The organism is Pseudoalteromonas sp. Z1A2, from assembly GCF_011378755.1.
GTDB classification, from domain to species: domain Bacteria; phylum Pseudomonadota; class Gammaproteobacteria; order Enterobacterales; family Alteromonadaceae; genus Pseudoalteromonas; species Pseudoalteromonas distincta.
Genome location: NZ_WTKX01000043.1, coordinates 1 through 19,248, shown reverse-complemented (window position 1 = coordinate 19,248; position 19,248 = coordinate 1). Strand labels below are relative to the sequence as shown.

The 19,248-nt window shown below is 37.9% G+C and carries 15 protein-coding genes; 8 read left to right on the top strand and 7 right to left on the bottom strand.

The features are described 5' to 3' along the window. Positions 1–125: 125 nt before the first annotated feature. Together GQR47_RS19340 and GQR47_RS19335 are read right to left on the bottom strand one after the other, a co-directional pair. Positions 126–1,259, bottom strand: a complete 1,134-nt coding sequence (locus tag GQR47_RS19340; RefSeq protein WP_024596165.1) for a DUF1570 domain-containing protein — start codon at positions 1,257–1,259, stop codon at positions 126–128. Positions 1,260–1,261: 2 nt separating this feature from the next. Beyond that, a complete protein-coding gene (locus tag GQR47_RS19335) occupies positions 1,262–1,747 on the bottom strand; it encodes a hypothetical protein (RefSeq protein ID WP_024596166.1) in 486 nt (161 codons plus the stop codon). A 685-nt stretch (positions 1,748–2,432) separates the two neighbouring features. Here GQR47_RS19335 and GQR47_RS19330 point away from each other — a divergent pair. Both GQR47_RS19330 and GQR47_RS19325 read left to right on the top strand, forming a co-directional pair. Then, complete coding sequence (locus tag GQR47_RS19330; protein WP_165724371.1) at positions 2,433–5,585, top strand: DEAD/DEAH box helicase; 3,153 nt, start codon at positions 2,433–2,435, stop codon at positions 5,583–5,585. Positions 5,586–5,638: 53 nt separating this feature from the next. Then, a complete protein-coding gene (locus GQR47_RS19325) occupies positions 5,639–6,319 on the top strand; it encodes a hypothetical protein (protein ID WP_024597131.1) in 681 nt (226 codons plus the stop codon). Positions 6,320–6,365: 46 nt separating this feature from the next. On the opposite strand, the gene GQR47_RS19320 is transcribed toward GQR47_RS19325, so the two are convergent. The 5 genes from GQR47_RS19320 to GQR47_RS19300 all read right to left on the bottom strand — a co-directional run bounded on the left by GQR47_RS19320 (position 6,366) and on the right by GQR47_RS19300 (position 12,371). After that, positions 6,366–7,370 (bottom strand): DUF6575 domain-containing protein, encoded by a 1,005-nt coding sequence (locus tag GQR47_RS19320; protein WP_024597132.1) that lies wholly within the window; start codon positions 7,368–7,370, stop codon positions 6,366–6,368. Between the two features lie 5 nt (positions 7,371–7,375). Then, positions 7,376–7,795: a hypothetical protein gene (locus GQR47_RS19315; protein WP_024597133.1), complete on the bottom strand. Its 420-nt coding sequence runs from the start codon at positions 7,793–7,795 to the stop codon at positions 7,376–7,378. A 68-nt stretch (positions 7,796–7,863) separates the two neighbouring features. Next, on the bottom strand, positions 7,864–9,708 hold the full coding sequence (locus tag GQR47_RS19310) for a hypothetical protein (RefSeq protein ID WP_024597134.1): 1,845 nt from the start codon (positions 9,706–9,708) through the stop codon (positions 7,864–7,866). Between the two features lie 969 nt (positions 9,709–10,677). Continuing rightward, positions 10,678–11,778, bottom strand: a complete 1,101-nt coding sequence (locus GQR47_RS19305) for an HNH endonuclease (RefSeq protein WP_024596813.1) — start codon at positions 11,776–11,778, stop codon at positions 10,678–10,680. Then, entirely contained in the window at positions 11,775–12,371 is a 597-nt protein-coding gene (locus GQR47_RS19300; RefSeq protein WP_024596812.1) for a class I SAM-dependent methyltransferase, read from the bottom strand. Before GQR47_RS19300 ends, GQR47_RS19305 begins: the two co-directional genes overlap by 4 nt. Positions 12,372–12,712: 341 nt before the next feature. Between GQR47_RS19300 and GQR47_RS19295 the strand changes: the two genes are divergently transcribed. The 6 genes from GQR47_RS19295 (at position 12,713) to GQR47_RS19270 (ending at position 18,793) form a co-directional block, all read left to right on the top strand. Next, positions 12,713–13,453 carry a transporter substrate-binding domain-containing protein gene (locus GQR47_RS19295; RefSeq protein ID WP_165724370.1) on the top strand — a complete coding sequence of 247 codons (741 nt, stop codon included), beginning with the start codon at positions 12,713–12,715 and terminating at the stop codon, positions 13,451–13,453. Between the two features lie 7 nt (positions 13,454–13,460). Then, complete coding sequence (locus GQR47_RS19290) at positions 13,461–14,201, top strand: transporter substrate-binding domain-containing protein (RefSeq protein ID WP_024596810.1); 741 nt, start codon at positions 13,461–13,463, stop codon at positions 14,199–14,201. A gap of 291 nt (positions 14,202–14,492) precedes the next feature. After that, positions 14,493–16,091 (top strand): ABC-F family ATPase, encoded by a 1,599-nt coding sequence (locus tag GQR47_RS19285; protein WP_076914907.1) that lies wholly within the window; start codon positions 14,493–14,495, stop codon positions 16,089–16,091. Positions 16,092–16,725: 634 nt separating this feature from the next. After that, positions 16,726–17,469, top strand: coding sequence for a ferredoxin--NADP reductase (locus GQR47_RS19280; protein ID WP_165724368.1), 744 nt, complete (start codon positions 16,726–16,728; stop codon positions 17,467–17,469). Between the two features lie 250 nt (positions 17,470–17,719). Further along, complete coding sequence (locus GQR47_RS19275) at positions 17,720–18,463, top strand: nuclear transport factor 2 family protein (RefSeq protein ID WP_024596809.1); 744 nt, start codon at positions 17,720–17,722, stop codon at positions 18,461–18,463. A gap of 9 nt (positions 18,464–18,472) precedes the next feature. Further along, positions 18,473–18,793 (top strand): hypothetical protein, encoded by a 321-nt coding sequence (locus GQR47_RS19270; RefSeq protein WP_002962108.1) that lies wholly within the window; start codon positions 18,473–18,475, stop codon positions 18,791–18,793. Positions 18,794–19,248: the final 455 nt, after the last annotated feature.

Here is a 19,248-nt window from a genome sequence, read left to right as displayed (position 1 = left end):
ACTAGACGCGAAGGCAAGCTCACTGACTTCGATGTGATAAATGATAGCTAATCATTTATCAATGAGAGATACAAGGCGCGAAGCTTGCTGGCGCGAAAAGCGAAGCTTTTAAATTTTTACCTTATTTAAAATATATGCGCTTTTAAAGGCTTTTTTAACCTCTGAGAATATTCACGATTAAGATTAGGGAATTGCTTATACATCATCGCTTTTAATTGCTTTTCAGATAGCTTGTTACAGAGAAATTCTTGCTCAGCAAGCATTATATTCTTAAGTAACGCCTGCCCTGCTCGCGTATCCATTAAAAAGTAAATTGCAGCCCAGCTGCTTGCATACAGCTTACTGGTATCACCTTTTTTCCACGAGTCATCCAAACCCACTAACGAATCAATCGAAAATACACTTTTAGTAATATTGTTATTTTTCGTCCATGAACTATTCGGCTCAACAATAGCTGTTTGCATATTATTTTTAGTAAGCTCAAAGTATTCAGCAAACCCCTCATTAAACCACCTAGAGGTATAGCCTAAAACTGCTTTATTAATGGCGTGCACTGCCTCATGTACCGCAGTTCGCATTGCACTGGGTGCATTATCATAATGAATAAAAGCAGAATTACTCGCGTGAAAATACATACCCGCAGTGTTTGTAGGGTCACCACCGCGTTGCTTTATTGCGGCCTCATAAGCTAGGCGCGTAGGCAATACCGTTAAATTAAGATTTACCTTTTTAAGTGCATGCACGCCAATAATCTGCCCGTATACTTTAAATACAGTATTAAGTTTTATACGTAACTCTTGGTTAAATGACGAAGGTAAATTAGGCGTATTTAAAGTGAGGTCAAAGTAATCTAACGGTTCAATAAAACCAGTATCGTAAGTTGCTACTGCAAAATCCGGTTTTTTATCACTAAAATGCGGCACACCGTCACTGTCTGTCCACGTAAATATATCGCCATTACGTTTATATTTAACCTTACCCAACGATACATCCACGCAGCGCGTATTGTTAGCTTGCGATAAATGATTATCGGCAGATACTGATACATTTTGTAAAGTTGTCGTGCTTACATTTTTGAGTTGTTTATTCGCTAACGGTTCAGTAGTTACCTGCGACGATAAACTATTATAAATTCGTTTAACCTCGCCTATAGGATCATGATAATTAAATACCCGCCCAGTAAAATGATTAGCAATGAGCGCCGATGCAATTAGCAGCACAAAAAATACAAACACCACGCGTAATTTTGTTTTAAACATCTTTATGGGCGCTCTTGCCACTGTGCTTCAAACAACTCTTTTTGCTTACCCCGATACTCGCTACACCATACAAAGTCGGCCGACTCCATACCTTTCTTACGGCAACGTTTAGGCAATTTATAAAATTTTGACCAAGCATCAAGCTTAGCGGCATCTTTATAGCTATCGCTGTGCAAAGACATGTTTGATACTTTTTGATTGAGTAACCAATTGCTATTAAGCGTACGAGTTGGGGTAGAAGAAGTAGCCTGATAAGCGCTACCACTCTTTTTAGGCTTACTGCAGTGATTAGCAAGTAAGGTAAATAGCGCTTTATCGCGCGCAGTTAAACGCTCACCTTCTTTATTACTATAGCCACTTCTAAATTGAGAGCGAATAGCTTCGCGCTGCTTTTTAATGCTATCGCATTGGGCTTGTGTGTAAGCCTCCCCAGCTTGAGGAAAAGTTGTAAATACGCTAATAAATACCAGTAAAATCCATTTAATCATTATTCATTCCCTGAATTAAAACTTTAAAATAGTGTACCTATAAATGTGAAAAAACACATCAACATTACTAATCCAAAAAGCAAACTTAAAGCTATGGGTGGGAGTTCACCTTGTGTCTTGGTTTTTAAAAAGCACCCGCGAGATATAAAACCTCACCTACAATAATTAAACCACCGCACTCAACAAAAGCGTAGGTGCGATTTTACATCGCGCTTTCTCTTTAGTAACTAGCTCATTACTCCAATCAACGCTACAAAGCTCACCTAAACACCTGTAAGCGCTCAGCTTGCTCGCGCGAAAAGCGAAGCTTTTAAAATAATTTACAAATATCGCGTTGGCGATGGCAACCAAAGAAAGACAAGCGCCGGTCTCTCTTTGGAATCACACGGCGCCCCTCAATTTCACTTATCCTTAAACAAATAATTAATATGAACGTAAACGCGATGAAAGCACATCCATGTGCAAGCATCGCTTTCCTCGAATCCATGCGAGGTAATTACTCATTAATTATGTGTTTGCAGGTGAAGTTGAAGGGGATAATTTCTTAGCATCATCATTTGATTACTCTCTTGGCTAATACTTAACTCACACGTTTGTACTTAATTACTAGTAACTTAGTCGATTAATACTTGTAGCTGTACCGCATTTAAGTAAACTAACCACTCGCAAACAGGGAGTGGTTTTAATGCAGCAAATTGGTATTTACGAGCAGTTAATTACGCAAGTAATTGAGCAAAACTTAAATCGTGATCAATTTTATGTGGGCGAGCGCCAGCTTGAAACGGCCGAAGCCGCAACATGGCTTTCACGCTTTTTAAGTAAACTTGTAACGCATGCAATCGATGCCATTCCTAACTCGAATGAGCGCCTACAAGAACAAATTAGCCTAGCTAACAGCCTTGTACTTTGGCTTAAAGATCATATTCGCGATGACGAGCTAATTAACGAAAATCTTATCGACAGCCAAGGCCGAATACTTACCGCGCTGTTTAATACCCAAAACCCTATTGCGGCCAACCTTAAAGATTACTCAAGCGATATATTCCCACTCACAGGCCTTACGCAAAGTGAGTTATTTAGCGGTGCTAATGCAGGTATATCACTCGAAACCGAGCTAAAGCGCGAGATTAAATCGTCCGACACTATTTACTGGCTAGTCTCATTTATAAAATGGACGGGGCTGCGCATTTTTAAAAATGAACTTGAAGCGTTTACTAAAAGCGGTAATAAACTCAAAGTAATTACTACTTCGTACATGGGCGCAACGGATGCTAAAGCCGTTGAGTTTTTAGCAAACCTACCAAATACCGAAGTAAAGCTAAGTTATAATAATCAGCAAGAACGTCTACACGCTAAATCATACTTATTTATGCGCAATACGGGTTTTCATACAGGCTATATTGGCTCGTCTAACTTATCGCATTCGGCGCTTACCAGCGGCCTTGAGTGGAACTTAAAAATTACCGCACAAGAAATCCCGCACATAATAGCTAAAACCAAAAGTACGTTTGAAACCTACTGGGAATCAAAAGACTTCGAGCTATTTACAGGCAAAGCTGAGTGTAAAGAAAAGCTCATTAATTCACTTAACGAGCAACGCGGTGTTGGCCAAGCAAGCAGCCAGTTTTATTTTGATATAACACCAAAAACGCATCAGCTCGCTATTTTAGAAAAACTAAGTGCTGAACGCAGCGTACATAATCGTTTTAAAAACTTAGTAGTTGCCGCAACCGGCACAGGTAAAACCATAATATCGGCGTTCGACTTTAAAACTGTTTACGATAAAAACCCAAACGCACACTTTTTGTTTATAGCCCACCGCGAAGAAATACTAAAACAAGCGCAAAGCGCTTACCGTGGCGTGCTTCAAAATAACGACTTTGGTGAGCTGTGGGTAGGTAACTACAAACCACAACGCTACAACCAATTATTTGCATCAATCCAAACGCTGAACAGCCAAATTGAATCGCTCAATTTAACTCACGATTACTACGACTACATAGTGATAGACGAAGTACATCACGTAAGCGCTGCAAGTTATCGCGCTATTTTAAACCACTTTACGCCCACAATATTACTTGGCTTAACCGCTACACCAGAGCGACAAGATGGTGCAAATATACTTGATGATTTTTGCGGAGTAATAGCCGCTGAAATTCGCTTACCAGAGGCAATAAATCAACGCCATTTATGCCCGTTTCAATACTTTGGATTAGATGACGACACCGACCTAAGCCAAATAACGTGGCGAGGCGGCCGTTACGATATAAGCGAGTTAAGTAACCTTTATACAGGGGAGAACAGCCGCGCTAACAAAATTATATCGAGCCTTGCTGATATCGTAACCAATGTTCACGCTATTAAAGCACTCGCGTTTTGTGTAAGCCAAAAACACGCAGAATTTATGGCTAAAAAGTTTAATCTAGCAGGCATAAACGCCGATGTGCTCACCAGCAAAAACACCAATGAGCGCGCGGCTAAACAGCAAGCTCTACGCCAAAGCGAAATACAAATACTTTGCGTAGTTGATATTTTCAACGAAGGTGTCGATATCCCAGAGGTCGATACCCTGTTATTTTTACGCCCAACTGAAAGCCTAACGCTGTTTTTACAGCAACTAGGCCGTGGTTTGCGCCTGCCCGACAACAGCCAAAAGCAATGCTGTACCGTGCTCGACTTTGTAGGTAATGCTCGCCCAGAATACGACTTTGCTAGCAAGTTTCGCGCACTCATTGGTAAAAGCAATCAACCGATAAAAACCGAGATTGAAAACAACTTCCCGCATTTACCGCTGGGTTGCCGTATAGAGCTACAAAAACGCACGCAACAAACAATTCTAAAAAATATTCAGCAAGCTATAAACTCTAAACGCCGTTTACAGCAGCTGATAAATAGCTATTCGCAACACACTAATGACGCGCTAACGCTAAGCAATTTTTTACATATAAACCCGCAAGTTACGCTTGAAGATATATACAAACCAAAAGATAAAAAACTCGGCGGCTGGAACTGGCTTAAAGGCGATGAAATACCAGTAGAACAAGCCGATATTTACGCTGCGTATTACCGCGCTATAAACACTCAATTACTCGGCTGCGACTCACTTAGTTACTTATGCTTTTTACGTGATTTATGTAATAACAACTTTAGCTTTATGCCAACACCACAAAACCAACAGTACGCGCTTATAGCGCATTACAACTTTTGGGATAGCACTGGCACAAGTTTAGGGTTTAAAACCCTTGAACAAAGCTTACAAGCACTTAAAAACAAAGAGCTACAGCACGAACTTGCTCAAGTAATTACGCTATTAATAAACCGCATTCACCAGCAAGAAAGTGATTTAGTGTGTTTACCTAATCATGTAATAAAATTACACAGCCGCTACACTCGCCAGCAAATACTCGCCGCATTTGGGGCGCACTCGTTTGATAAAAAATCGACCGCCCGCGAAGGTGTTTTAGAATTTAAAAACCAAAATCTAGAGCTGTTATTTGTAACACTTAATAAGTGCGAAAAAACATATTCACCAACCACGCTGTATAACGACTACGCAATCAGCCCCACCCTATTCCACTGGCAAACGCAAAACAGCGCCCGCCCAGAACACGGTCGCGGCCTTAGTTATATTCAACACCAAAAAACAGGCAAAACCATCCTATTATTTGTGCGCGAACAAGGTAAAGACGAAAACAGCCGAACTATGGGGTTTGTAAACTACGGCGAGGTTAAATACCAAAGCCACAACAGCAGCCAGCCGATGAATATTACGTGGGAGTTAACCAACCAAATGCCAAGTGAAATGTGGCATGAGGCTGGGAAGTTAGCGGTTGGGTGATGAGCTAAAACTTTGATTAAATCAAATTTTAAATATTTTTTAAGGAATAACAAATGAAAAGTTTACGTGGCCTTGCTCTTGCCGCCTTTGTAATAATGATATCTGTATTATGTAGTATAATTGCTCAATTCGGCTTCTCACCAGATTCACCGATTGAGCAATGGGGAGCTTTTGGAGATTTCATTGGAGGAACATTAAATCCCATTTTTGCCTTTCTATCATTTATTTGTTTATTAATGACAATTGTTTTACAAAATACAGAACTAAAAGAAACAAGAAAAGAGTTTACCCGCGTAGCAAATGCTAATGAGCAGCAACTTGCACTTATTTCCAACCAACAACAAAAAGATGATACTTATAAAGTAATTCAAAAAGTTACTGAGCGTCTTAACAAAAACTACAATGAAAATAGATTCAAAGAAAAAACTCTTTCTTTACATAAAATCATCTTGGATGGTGCAGATTATAATAAAAATCTCGATTTAAAATTTCTATATGAAGCATGCAATGACACTAGTAGTGACGATTATAAAATCATTAAATATATTGAAAAAGATCTTATCCTGTTAAGAGGACTTCTTGAAGGTTACGAAAAGTTAACTCAGCTAGATATAAGCAAAATCAATCCATTGGTTAACTTTTATAAAAATGAATATAAAGAGCTAGTAATCACTTTAAGTAACTTCAATCTAATTGAACATGATTTGTTAAACAGTTATCAATTTAAAGCGTAACCAAGTTAACTAGGTTACGCTAAATGTACTTATCCAATTTAATTAATTAAATATCATCAAAAAAGAATATATCATCCACAACTCGGACAGAGCCGTCACGAATAAAAGAGGATAAAGTTTTCAACCTTCGCAAATGTGCCATAATTATTTTTGAACGAACAAAATCATTATCAAAACCACCATCCAACCAATCTATTCCGTCATTTAATAGTAATGCAGATAATTCTTTATATAATCGCTTGCAATCATTATCAGAATAAAAAGCAAGAGCGGCATCTTTTGTTAACTTCTGATTTAACCCTAAATCACTAATTCTGTAATATAACTCAGAATATACTTCAGATATAGTGGACTCATTTTGTAAATACTTTTTGATAGCATGTAATGTCAAATCACTATTAGCTGTCTCGCACTTTACTTTCATATATCCCGGCGATGCATAATATATGGCTTCTAATTTACATCCTTTATCCCTTGGAACGTAGCTTGCTAAGGTATTATAAAAATGAACTGAGCTAAAACCACCTAACCAGGGCAATGTAGTGCTATTAATACTTTTATTATTTGATACATATATAAAATCAAAAACTTGCTTAAACTTTTTGAAAAGCTCTTTAAGCAAATCAATATTCCATTCATCTTCAAAAACCATTGAGGTTATATTTGTATCACCTATATATTCAGATATATCTAAAAAGGAGTCATCAGATGGGATATAGCTTTTTGGTATCTCGTCATTTCCTACCATATAAGTTTCTAAAGTAACTTCATCTTCATCAACGATGAAAAGAAAGGAGTCGGGTTGATTAACTATTACTTCTTTTATCGACTTTTCGCCTAGAACCAAACGCAAACGGTCTTGTTCTTGTATTTTAAAATAAAGCCACCGATTATGGTTTTCATTACAATCGCACCAATATTTCAAATAAACAGTATTATTTCTGCTTCTATACTCTGATAATAAGGGGCCTTCAAAGTATATTAAATCTTTACTCCATTCTAATTCACTTAAAGGAAACTTTGTTACTTTAAATCTATCTAAGTTTTCCATGATGACTACCTTTCACTCATTTTTTTTGTAATCTTAAATTTTGAATCTAACTGTGTATTTTTAGACTCATAAAAGTCAAAATGAGTATTTCTTCCTGGAGGCGTTTGTAAGCCATCATTAGCTGAAAGTTTACCAAAGGCTAAGTACCCGCCTATAGTTTTGTGTATGTTATTAATCTTTTTTTCTAAAGCTTTATAATGTCTAATTGCTTCTTGCTCATTTGTAAAAAAAGACAACGCAAGTAGAGAACAGTTTTGACTACCAGAGTTTTTATTTTTCACTCTACTAGGTGATATTTTCCCTGGAGGCATAAAGCTCTTACAACATAGAGGGTCATGTACAATACGGTAAGCTTCTGTAGACTTACTTTGTGCATTTTGCGGCGGGCAAGATGGGATTTCATCTAAATCCTTCTGATACTTCATTTTTCATCCTTGACTAGTTTATTATTTACTATTCGCTACATATTAACATCAATTTAGTTTATTAATGTCTAAATATTCTTTGCTATTAACTCAGCTTTCAACAAACCACCTTTGGTCAGTAACTTAGGCGCGAAACTTGGGTTACGCTTTGACTTATAAGCATCAAGTATTAATTTAAGGCCGTGCGCCTCGAGTAGTGAAATATTGACCTCGGTATCCATTTCGGCTGATTCGATAAAGTCATCTGAAAAGCTAGGGGCAATTATTAATACCTGTGCTACGCGTTTACCTTGGTTTTCAGCGCGGGTTACATAGGCTTTTACTTGGCGAGACGTTGTTGAGTATTTTGCAAAATCTCCATTTTTACAAGTTTTTGCTTCACCAATAATTATGTCGTTATCACTGAGTGAAATTACTATATCGGCTTTATCTTTAGCGGTGTTTAAAACTTTTCGTAAATCTTCATCGATATTGAGCTCTAGTAGTTCAAAAATGGCTTTTGTAACTTCTTCAAACTTAACGCCAATGTCGGCTTCTGTTACATCTGCGCCAGCTTCTCTTAATGCGTTAATATCACGACGCGCTAATGCGTCATAGTTCTCTATTAGCTTATCTGTCGCGTTTGCAAAGCTTTCTAAAATAGCAAAACGTGCATTGCCACGCTTAGAAAGCCCCATGCTGTCGCGAACTTCTCTTACTTCATCATTTGATAGTAAATATAAAATATCGTGTGGCGTAATGCTTAACGCACGTAGTTTTTCGGTATCAATAACTTCGTTCGCTTCAAGTTCAAACGCTTCTTTTAACACTGCTTGCATAGTTGGAAAGTGTTCTTCTAGTGTTTTTAAAAGCTGTTTGAAGCCGCTTGCGCTTAGCGAATCAAACTCTTTTTCTGTAGCGCCTGATAATGATGACAGTATCAGACCAATGCGCTCATCTAAAGTAGTGCCTAGTTTTTCTGTATCAATTTCTAAATCTTGTATCAGCTGCTTTAACCTGTCTTTACGTTGATTTTGGTTATCTTCAACGTTATGAATATCGTCGGATAATAATTTGGCTGCGCTAATTCCTGAATGTATAATTGTTTGAATTTTATCAGTTCGGCTTACGCCTCTAATTTTACGACCATGGGCTTTTAAGGCATTGGAAAGTTCGGCATCTGTTAGCGTTCTAAGTATTCTTAGCACGTATTTATCAGCTAAATCTTTTCCTTGGATCTCATTCAATAGCGTAACTATTTCATCAGGAATAAATACTTCTTGTCTCTTTTTGCTGATAAATAATAACCCCATATCTCTGAGGCTATTTAAGGCATCAAGTACTCCATTTTTAGGAATAACATCAACTAAATGCTCTACAGCAGCGCATTCATCAGTAGTTAAATTAAGTTCATTAGCCAGAACGTTGAGAACACTGCGCTCATCATCTGTAACTTTAGCTTCTCGATTATTTTTTTCATCATTAAAGTATGCTTCTTTCATACAAGCATGGTAAATTTTTAAGGCTCGGTTTCGCTCTAAAACACTTTCGGCTGCGCCTTGCTGGATACACTCTTTGAGCTCTTTTGATAGCTTAGATAACTCAACCCATTCTTTTTCATAAAGTGACTCTATCCAACTAATTCTTGCTACTCCATTCCCGTCTCGACTTAAAATATTCACCAATAAGTTAAGCTGAGCGCTACTCATTAATATTTGTTCTTGGACAGATATTTTGAAGAAGTCACGAACAGTATTGAACAGTTGAGTAATTTCACTACCTGAGGCATTTTTAATTTGACCGTCGATATTATCGATTGCTTTCGCTAGTTTTTTATTGTTTTTAGCGGCATCAGAACAAAGACGATCGAGGCATGAAATGAATTTTGATTTTTCTACTTGGTTAACAACTGATAAAACTTGGTTGAGTTTCATTTTATAGAGTCCTTTCTAATTATGTTTCAAATAAGGTAACAGTAAATTACTACTAGGGCAATAATCGTTCAGTTAGTGTTAATTTTTGACACCCAACAAAAATAGAAAACCTACATTTATAAACACCAATCTACCAACACACTCCAATTCCCCGTGTTCACACCTGAAACTTAGTTAATGATGAGTAATTTACAGCATGGATGCTGTACAAAGCGTAGCTTGGCCATGGATGGCCTATCTACGCTGGTTACGTTCACATCATTAACGTAAGTTGAAGATAAAGTGTGATCCTCGGGTGCGCCGTGGGATTCCAAAGGGCGGTCGGCGGCAGCCGCCCTTTGGTTGCCATCGCCAACGCGATAAAACCTCGAATAGAGGTTTTTAATCCCTTGAATCCGAAGTAAAAAACAACTTATGAGCGCGATATAAAATCGCACCTACATATTAATTACACCGAAGTTTAAAAGCTTTGCTTTTCGCGCGAGCAAGCTTTGCGCCTACAACCCAAAAGCGCGAGATAAACTCACGCCTGCATTTATAAACACCAATCGACCAGCACACGCCAATTCCCCGTGATCACACCTGAAACTTAGTTAATGATGAGTAATTTACAGCATGGATGCTGTACAAAGCATAGCTTGGCCATGGATGGCCTATCTATGCTGGTTACGTTCACATCATTAACGTAAGTTGAAGATAAAGTGTGATCCTCGGGTGCGCCGTGGGATTCCAAAGGGCGGTCGGCGACAGCCGCCCATTGGTTGCCATCGCCAACGCGATATAACCTCGAATAGAGGTTTTAAAATACATAAATTCATACACCAATTTATGAGCGAGATACAAAATCGCACCTACACATTAATTACACCGAAATTTAAAAGCTTCGCTTTTCGCGCGAGCAAGCTCCGCGCCTACAACCCAAAAGCGCGAGATAAACTCACGCCTACAGCGCGAACTACAAATTCTGTATTACACGTCATACCTTGGCTTTTCTTCCGCCACTAAATCCAGCCCTGTACTTAGTTGCTGATATTTAAAACTAGCCGCCTCTTCAAAATAACCTTTCTTTACCCATAACTTTGCACTGTTAGCCTGTGCAACCTGATACGCCCAATCACTAACCGAAAGCGACTTATCTGAATCACAATTAAAGTAATCACTAAGTTCAGTTGTTAAATGCTGGCTATTAATCACTAAATTTTGTTCTTGCCAGCGTTCGCGGTGAAGTTGCGCAGCTAAAAAGTCACTTTTACTGTTATTACAGGTGCTATGTGCTGCCACAAAGTTATGACCTAAATCATTTGCGTAGCGAGCAAACGGTATAAAGTGATCAACCTCGGTTTTACTGTTCAATGGTTTTTCGCAATAAAAACAATTACCGTGCTGAAGCTCTATCAACACAGGCTTTGCCTTACTCAACGCATTGCGATCAAAGCCGAATAAAAAATCATGTAGTTGGCTTTGTGGGCCAATTAAGGCTTGGTTATGCTTAATACTTTGAATTTTTTGCAGCCATGCATTTTTTGCTAAATAAACAACTAGGTCGTAAAAACGCCTAAAGCAGCCTGCAATACCTTCATTTAAGGTAATGTATGATTGGCCTTTAATATGGGGATACAAGAAACACTCTTCTTTGCCATTTAATTTTTGTAATAGCCAAAGCGGGCCGTCTTTAATGGTTTGTAATGTTGAGCTGCGTATATTTTTCCAACCGTCGCTCTTTTTTAATTGGCTAATTGAATTAATATTATTTAATTTTGCATCATGAAGCGTAGTTATAATTTTGGCTTGTTTATTAGAGTTGGTATTTTGTAAAAGTAGTTGCTCTCTATTATTACCAATTGCACCAAATGGCGATGCTTGGTGCCAATATAAAGTAATAAATTTGTCGACTAATTCATCAAATTTTATTTGTAACTGTGCTTGCGGATCGGCGTGATGTTTTTCGATACTAATATCAGCCAGTGCATGTAAAAGCGCAAACTTATAAGTAGCGCTAAAATCACCTTCAACTAATAAGCGCTGAATATAAGCAATAAAGTCGAGTTGTTGCTGCATTGCTCCAATCATAAAACGTGCACTACTTTTATAAGCGCATTTAGCCATACTTCGCTTTCGCGCTCTGGTCGCTTGTCAACACTTTGCCATTGTTTAATAGCTTTTAACTGCGTATTGCTAAGTAAATGCGTTAAAGAATTTTCGGTTAAATCGGTAAATTCACGACCATTATGCACACGCTCTATATCGCCATATTTAAACGATACATACAAAACGCCATTCTGTTTAAGCGCACGTTGTAGGTTTAAAAACACCTGCGGTAACTCAGCCTTTGGAACGTGTAATAAACTAGCGCAGCACCAAATCCCGTCGTATTGATTTACACAATTTAGCTCTTGGAATGTTTTAACCGCTACAGGTTGTTGTAAGTAACTGCTTGCCAACTCTGCCAGCTCTTGGCTTGCATCAAACGCACTTACAGTAAAACCCTGCGCTTTAAAAAATGCGGCATCGCGCGCACTGCCACAACCGGCATCTAAAATACTCCCATGTTGTGCAACGTGCGGTAAAAACTCAGCATAAAGCGCCGACATATCAACGTTAAGTGTTGAGTCGCTAAAGGCTTTGGCATTTTGGTTGTAATAAGTAAGTGTGGTGTTTGACACGAGACTCACCGCTCCTTGGCTAATCGTTTAACAGCTAAGACACTGTTAATACTGCATTCATTATTTGTTTAATCTACAGGAACAAGCGCATTAAATATAGGCTTAATAAGTAGAAATTTTTAAATTAATACGCCATTGTTATTAAGCACTGATGTTAAGTGATACATACGCAGTATAAAATTTAAAATGCAATACAAATGCCCTTCTATAAACACCGGCATACTAGGCGTTCTCATAATTACGGATGGTTTTTACATCTTTACACAAACCCGCGCCGCTAAAATACAAAAGCTGGTTTATACTGTTGTAATAATAAGCAAAAATAATAACTATGAGGCGCAATGAATAAATTAATTACCGTATTTTTATGTTTGCTGTTTACGGCTCCGTTTAATGTGTTTGCTTGTGAGAGAACCTTTAGCGTGGCATCGCACGATGCTTTTTGGCCGCCTTATGTAATGGGTATTAACGGTAAGCTGCAAGGCTCGGAGGTTGATGCACTCAACATTATATTTGCTGACTCCCCTTTTTGTTTTGAAGTTAAGTTACTGCCAAATTCTAAGCGGGCTTTTATTGAGCTTAAATCCGGCCGTATTGATTTGGAGTGGGCTGCAAGTTATACAGATGAACGCGCTAAATATGTGCACTTTAGTGATAACTACCGAACTGAGGTTATGCGCTTATACGAAAACAAAAATAATCAGCATAGTGTTAAAAACCTCGAAGACATTTTTAAACAAGGCTTAATTGTTGGCGCTAACTTTGGAAGCTATTACGGCGAAGAGTTTGAGCAATATAAAACTAAATATAAAAAGCAGATTGAATATACCAGTGCAACCAGTAAACGCTTTGAAATGCTTAATAAACAACGTATTGATTTTGCTATTGAAGAGGAGTTAGTGGGTGCTTATTTTGGCAAAAAAGGTTCAAATATCAAATTAGTAACCAATATTGAGTATGTAAATAAAGACGATATTTATTTAATGTTTAGCAAAAAAACGGTGTCAGTTACTGAGCTTGCAGTAATTAATGAGCATATAAACAAAAACAAAACAGCACTTAATGCACTGTTTGAATACTAGGAGTGTAATGAAAACTTTATTTTTAACATTTACTACACTGCTATTTACTCACTTTAATGCCCTTGCGTGTTCAAAAACATTGGTAATGGGCACTAACGAAACTAATTGGCCGCCTTACCTTGTAAAACAAGGTGATACATTTTTAGGCACAGAAGTGGATGCTGTAAACGCTATTTTTAAAGATTCAAAATTTTGTATTAAATGGACTTATTTTCCGAGTTTTTCGCGTGTTCAAGCTGAGCTTGAAAATGGTCGAGTAGATATAACCTACGCGGCAAGCTATACAGAGCAACGTGCTCAATATGCGCACTTTAGTTTGCCTTATCGCGAAGAAATAATGCTGCTTTATAAACATAAAGATTCGGCTGATGTAACCAGCTTGGCTGATCTTTTTAGTCAAGATTTTACAGCAGGTATTAACCGAGGAAGCTTTTTTGGTGATGAGCTTGAACAACTCACAACCAAGTATTCAAAACAGGTCGTGCTTACTGCTCAAGCAAATAATCGATTTAGCATGTTAGATAAAAAACGAATCGACTATGTTGTTGAAGACTCTGTGGTTGCGCAGTACTTTGTGAAAAAACACTCCTCAATTTCGCAGGTAAAAACTATTACACCGATTAACGTTAACAATGTGCACTTTATGCTAAGCAAGGAGTCGCTAACACTCGATGACGTGGCGACTGTTAATCAGTTAATTACCAAAAATAAGGCGGCTATAAAGTCAATTTATCAACCTGTGCATTAAAGCATGGCTAATAACTTAGCTATTTGGCGCCCCCTCTTTAATATTGCTTGGCATTAGTAATTATTTACATTGTGGCTGTAAGCACATTCAACGCTACATACGTTAAAAATAGTGACTTAAAACCGAGAATTGCCGTTATTTTTACTTGGTTATAAATTAGCTGCCTTTTATCTTTCATTCGTTGTGGCTGATCTGTATAATTCGCCAGCTAATTTACCCTATTGTCTGGTTCTTGTTTGTGGCGTTTTGCTGCAGCGTACTCCTGTCAGTACTAATCTAGGATTACCTTTTTTGATCTCCACCGCAAATATTACGATGCAGTTTGGCGCAGAGCCGTTGTTTGAAAACATTTCAGCTAAATTTGGTAACGGTAACCGTTACGGTTTAATTGGCGCTAACGGCTGCGGCAAGTCGACTTTCATGAAAATTTTAAGCGGTGCGCTTGTTCCAAGTGCGGGTAATGTATCTATTACTCCAGGGTTAAAAGTAGGTAACCTAAGCCAAGACCAGTTTGCTTTTGAGCAATACAGCGTTGTAGACGCGGTAATTATGGGCGATGTGGAGCTTTGGAAAGTAAAGCAAGAACGCGAACGTATTTACTCGTTACCAGAAATGAGCGAAGAAGACGGTATGAAAGTTGCCGATCTTGAAAGTGTATTTGCTGAAATGGACGGTTACACGGCAGAAAGCCGCGCTGAAGAAATTTTGCTTGAAGCGGGTATCGATAAAGAATTTCATTACGGTTTAATGGCAAACGTTGCTCCAGGTTGGAAACTACGTGTGCTTTTAGCACAGGCGTTATTTGCAAACCCTGACATTTTGCTACTTGATGAGCCTACCAATAACTTGGATATTCATACAATTACGTGGCTTGCTAACGAGCTTAACAAACGTAAATGTACGATGATTATTATTTCGCATGACCGTCACTTTTTAAACTCGGTATGTACACACATGGCCGATATTGATTACGGTGAGCTGCGTATTTACCCTGGTAACTATGAGAAATTTTTAGAAGCTGCGGGCTTACAACGCGAGCAACTTTTAGCTGAAAACGCTAAAAAGAGCGCTGAAATTGACGAGCTACAAGACTTTGTTAACCGTTTTGGTGCTAATGCTTCTAAAGCTAAGCAAGCAAGTTCGCGCGCTAAAAAAATGGATAAAATTAAGCTTGATGAAGTTAAATCTTCAAGCCGTATGAGTCCATCGCTTTCGTTTGACGAAGGTAAAAAAATGTATCGCCAAGCGCTTGAAGTTAATAAGCTTGGCCATGGTTTTGATGGCGAAACGTTATTTAGCGGCGGCGACTTTTTACTTGAAGCTGGCGCTAAGCTTGCTGTAATTGGCGAAAATGGTGTGGGTAAAACTACATTTTTACGCTGTTTAGTAGACGAGCTTAAAAGTAATGAAGGCGAAATTAAATGGTCTGAAAATGCGAGCTTTGGTTATTGCCCGCAAGACAGCACTAAAGATTTTGATAACGATTTAACGTTGTTTGATTGGATGTCGCAATGGCGTACAGCTAAGCACAACGATTTAATGGTTCGTGGCATGTTAGGCCGTTTGTTGTTTACAGCTGACGATTCAAACAAAAAAGCGCGTAACTGTTCTGGTGGTGAAAAAAACCGCCTGTTATTTGGTAAGTTAATGATGCAAGACGTTAACGTGCTTGTTATGGACGAACCAACTAACCACATGGATATGGAAGCCATTGAAGCGCTTAATAACGCGTTAAAAGATTTCCAAGGTACGCTTATTTTTGTAAGCCATGACCGTGAGTTTGTTTCGTCATTAGCTACACGTATCATTGATATTAAAGATAAAAAAGTAATCGACTTCCAAGGTACGTTTGACGAATACCTAGCAAGTTGTGAAGAGAAAAAAGCGTAACCTTTTTCTAATTGCTTATAAAAACGGTGCTAAATTTAGCGCCGTTTTTTTATGTGTAGAATTTGAGTTTAACTATAAAATTAATAAAGGCTTAAATAAATAATTCACTAAGAGGTTAAGAGACGCTACGCTTTTAGAGTCAGTGATAAAATACTCGTTTCTGGCTTGGTTCTTCTCATTTACTCCTCTTTGGCTTCTCCTAGTGCAATAGTTTTTCAAGTAAGTAGTTCACTAATGGTGATATAAGACGCAGCGCTTTTAAAGTAAGTGATAAAATACTCGTTTTCTGGCTTAGCTCTTCTCATTTACTCCTCTTTGGCTTCTCCTAGTGCAATAGTTTTTCAAGTAAATAGTTCACTAATGGTGATATAAGACGCAGCGCTTTTAAAGTAAGTGATAAAATAAAAAACACTGTTTTTTGACTTAATTTTTCTTAGTTACTGCAGCATCGCTTTCTCTTATGCAATTAATGACTCTTATCGCAGAGCTAATTATTCACATTATTTTATTGGTAAATTCTGCACACATCACTGCTTTAAATCTAGTCATATTCTCCTGTAAGTCTTTGTCACTTAATGCTAATGTTGATGGAGTGAATTATTTAAAACTTTAATAGCTAAACCAAGAGGTAACTATGTCTAATTGGGTTGAAGCAACAGTAAAAAATGTCACGTGGTGGAGCAAAACACTCTTTAGCTTAACCGTTAATGCAAACGTAGAGCCGTTTAAAGCTGGTCAATTTACAAAGCTTTCAATAATGGATGGCGACAAACGTATTGCTCGGGCTTATTCATATGTGAATGCCCCTGAAAACCCCGATCTCGAGTTTTATCTTATTAACGTAATTGACGGTTTGCTTTCTCCTCGTTTAGCTACCTTACAACCTGGCGACACCGTATTAATAGAACAACACGCAACCGGTTTTTTTACCCTTGATGAAATACCACAAAGTGATCAGCTTTGGATGTTAGGGACTGGCACTGCCATAGGCCCTTTTTTATCGATATTACAACAGCCCGATGTATGGAGAAAATACAAAACTATAAATTTAGTGCATGGCGTACGTTTTAATAACGACTTAAGCTATCAGGCACTTATTAACGAGCTATTAAGAGTGTACCCAGCACAACTTAACTATATTCCGGTTGTAAGTAGAGAGGAGCCATTACAAGGCTTAAGTGGACGAATTACTAACGCAATTGAGAGCAACCGCTTGTTTGAATATGTAAAATTAAACCCTGAGCCTAGTAACGCGCAATTTATGATTTGCGGAAATCCACAAATGGTAAAAGACACAACCGCGCTACTTCTCGATAAAAACTTTACGCGTAACCGCCGTAAAAACCCCGGCAATATTACGGTAGAGCAGTACTGGTAGGCTTCAGTGGTGGTATTAACTACCCGATAACGTTAAAATTTGCTATGTTGCACCCTTATACCAATTTTATCAAAAATATGATCATTCTATTGCATTAAGTAACTTACTAACTGCGTTAAAAGTTATTCATATAGAACAACTATATGTCACAATTTTCGCGTTGTTATTGCGCTATTTTTTAACGCTATAATAGATCGCCTATTTAATGTAATTGGTATTACACGTATTTAGTGTTCATTTTAGGAAAGTTATGAAACCGTTATCTATTATTTTAGCCTCATTAGTCACTACCGTTGCGCTAATTACTTATGCCGCAGAGCAAAGCGAGCCTGAGCAAAAAGAGCCACAGGTTGAAGCTCAAACAAGCGTTGAAAAGCCAAAAGTTGAAAATGAGCAATCAGTAACTCAAACCGACACTGACGACAAAGTAAATACGCTTGAATACAAAGCGCCAGAGCTTAAAAAGCCAACAATTGATGCGACTAAACCAGACGATTCAAAGGTATTAGGTAATGAGCAAATTAAACCTGCTGAAAAGCCTAAAAATAAAATAGAAAAAGCAGTCGCAGTAGCCGAAGCTGAAAAAGCAGTAACGCAAGCAAAAGAGGCTCTTACAGTTAAGCAGCAAACTAAAGCTAAACAATCGCGCGAATCACTTGCTGTGGTAGAGCAGCTAGTGAAAGCATATAACGCACGTAACATTGAAGAGTTTCTTCGTGTATATGCCGAAGATGTTGAGTTTTATATTTTCCCTAATGAGCTATTATTTAAAGGTAAAGAAAAACTAATAGAACGTTATGGGCTAATGTTTAAAAAGTTAAAGTGTATTCACTCATCACCAATTAAGCGCATAGTGCACGGTGATATAGTGATTGATCACGAACTTTCAGAAACTTGTTCAACTGACGAAAACGTAGTTGATAAACGCTCAGAACTTATTTCGAGTTATCAAATTAAAGATGGGAAAATAGTACGCGTACTATTTTTTAGATAAAGGCTTTAAATGCAAATAAATGACGACAAAAAAATTCGCTTAATGTATCGCATTGAGCCAGGTTGCCTTGGACCTAAGGGTGCTGAGCATATTGAAGATTTTTGTCGTTTTGCAAACAAGCATATTAAATCCCCCTTTTATGGCCAATTTGTATTTTTACCACGTTACGATAAAACCATAGACGAGCGACAATACAGCGTTAACAGCCGCAATTTATCGCTTGCTCAGGCTCGGGCTTACTTAAAGCACTTTGATATTAATATTGAAGAATTTGAAGAACAACTCGACGAGCTCCTCACAAAAGCGATTGATTTATACTTTAAGCGATAGCGTTTAATTGCTGTAGCTTAGGTATTGTCTCCCCTCAAACGTACATTTTTATTTATTTTAATTACTATTAAAAATATAAATAATTTCTTTCACAAAGATAAGGTAATCAGTAATAACTGAGAAAAACCAGATCAGCCAATATGTATCATTTACTCTAAAAGCGCAGCGCCTCTTAACCTCTTTGTGAATAATTAGCTCTTTAAAAGCTTTTATTTGCACAATGAGAAGTAAAAATGGGGTAAATGAGAAAAGCCAAAACCAGTGTTTTTATGTTTTATCACTACTCTAAAAGCGCAGCGCCTCTTAACCTCTTTGTGAATAATTAGCTCTTTAAAAGCCTTTATTTGCACAATGAGAAGTAAAAGAGGGGTAAATGAGAAAAGCCAAAACCAGTGTTTTTATGTTTTATCACTACTCTAAAAGCGCAGCGCCTCTTAACCTCTTTGTGAATAATT

Coding starts and splice junctions, on each gene's coding strand:
- GQR47_RS19340 (WP_024596165.1), bottom strand. CDS start 1,259: ATGTTTAAAACAAAATTACGCGTGGTGTTTGTATTTTTTGTGCTGCTA.
- GQR47_RS19335 (WP_024596166.1), bottom strand. CDS start 1,747: ATGATTAAATGGATTTTACTGGTATTTATTAGCGTATTTACAACTTTT.
- GQR47_RS19330 (WP_165724371.1), top strand. CDS start 2,433: ATGCAGCAAATTGGTATTTACGAGCAGTTAATTACGCAAGTAATTGAG.
- GQR47_RS19325 (WP_024597131.1), top strand. CDS start 5,639: ATGAAAAGTTTACGTGGCCTTGCTCTTGCCGCCTTTGTAATAATGATA.
- GQR47_RS19320 (WP_024597132.1), bottom strand. CDS start 7,370: ATGGAAAACTTAGATAGATTTAAAGTAACAAAGTTTCCTTTAAGTGAA.
- GQR47_RS19315 (WP_024597133.1), bottom strand. CDS start 7,795: ATGAAGTATCAGAAGGATTTAGATGAAATCCCATCTTGCCCGCCGCAA.
- GQR47_RS19310 (WP_024597134.1), bottom strand. CDS start 9,708: ATGAAACTCAACCAAGTTTTATCAGTTGTTAACCAAGTAGAAAAATCA.
- GQR47_RS19305 (WP_024596813.1), bottom strand. CDS start 11,778: ATGATTGGAGCAATGCAGCAACAACTCGACTTTATTGCTTATATTCAG.
- GQR47_RS19295 (WP_165724370.1), top strand. CDS start 12,713: ATGAATAAATTAATTACCGTATTTTTATGTTTGCTGTTTACGGCTCCG.
- GQR47_RS19290 (WP_024596810.1), top strand. CDS start 13,461: ATGAAAACTTTATTTTTAACATTTACTACACTGCTATTTACTCACTTT.
- GQR47_RS19280 (WP_165724368.1), top strand. CDS start 16,726: ATGTCTAATTGGGTTGAAGCAACAGTAAAAAATGTCACGTGGTGGAGC.
- GQR47_RS19275 (WP_024596809.1), top strand. CDS start 17,720: ATGAAACCGTTATCTATTATTTTAGCCTCATTAGTCACTACCGTTGCG.
- GQR47_RS19270 (WP_002962108.1), top strand. CDS start 18,473: ATGCAAATAAATGACGACAAAAAAATTCGCTTAATGTATCGCATTGAG.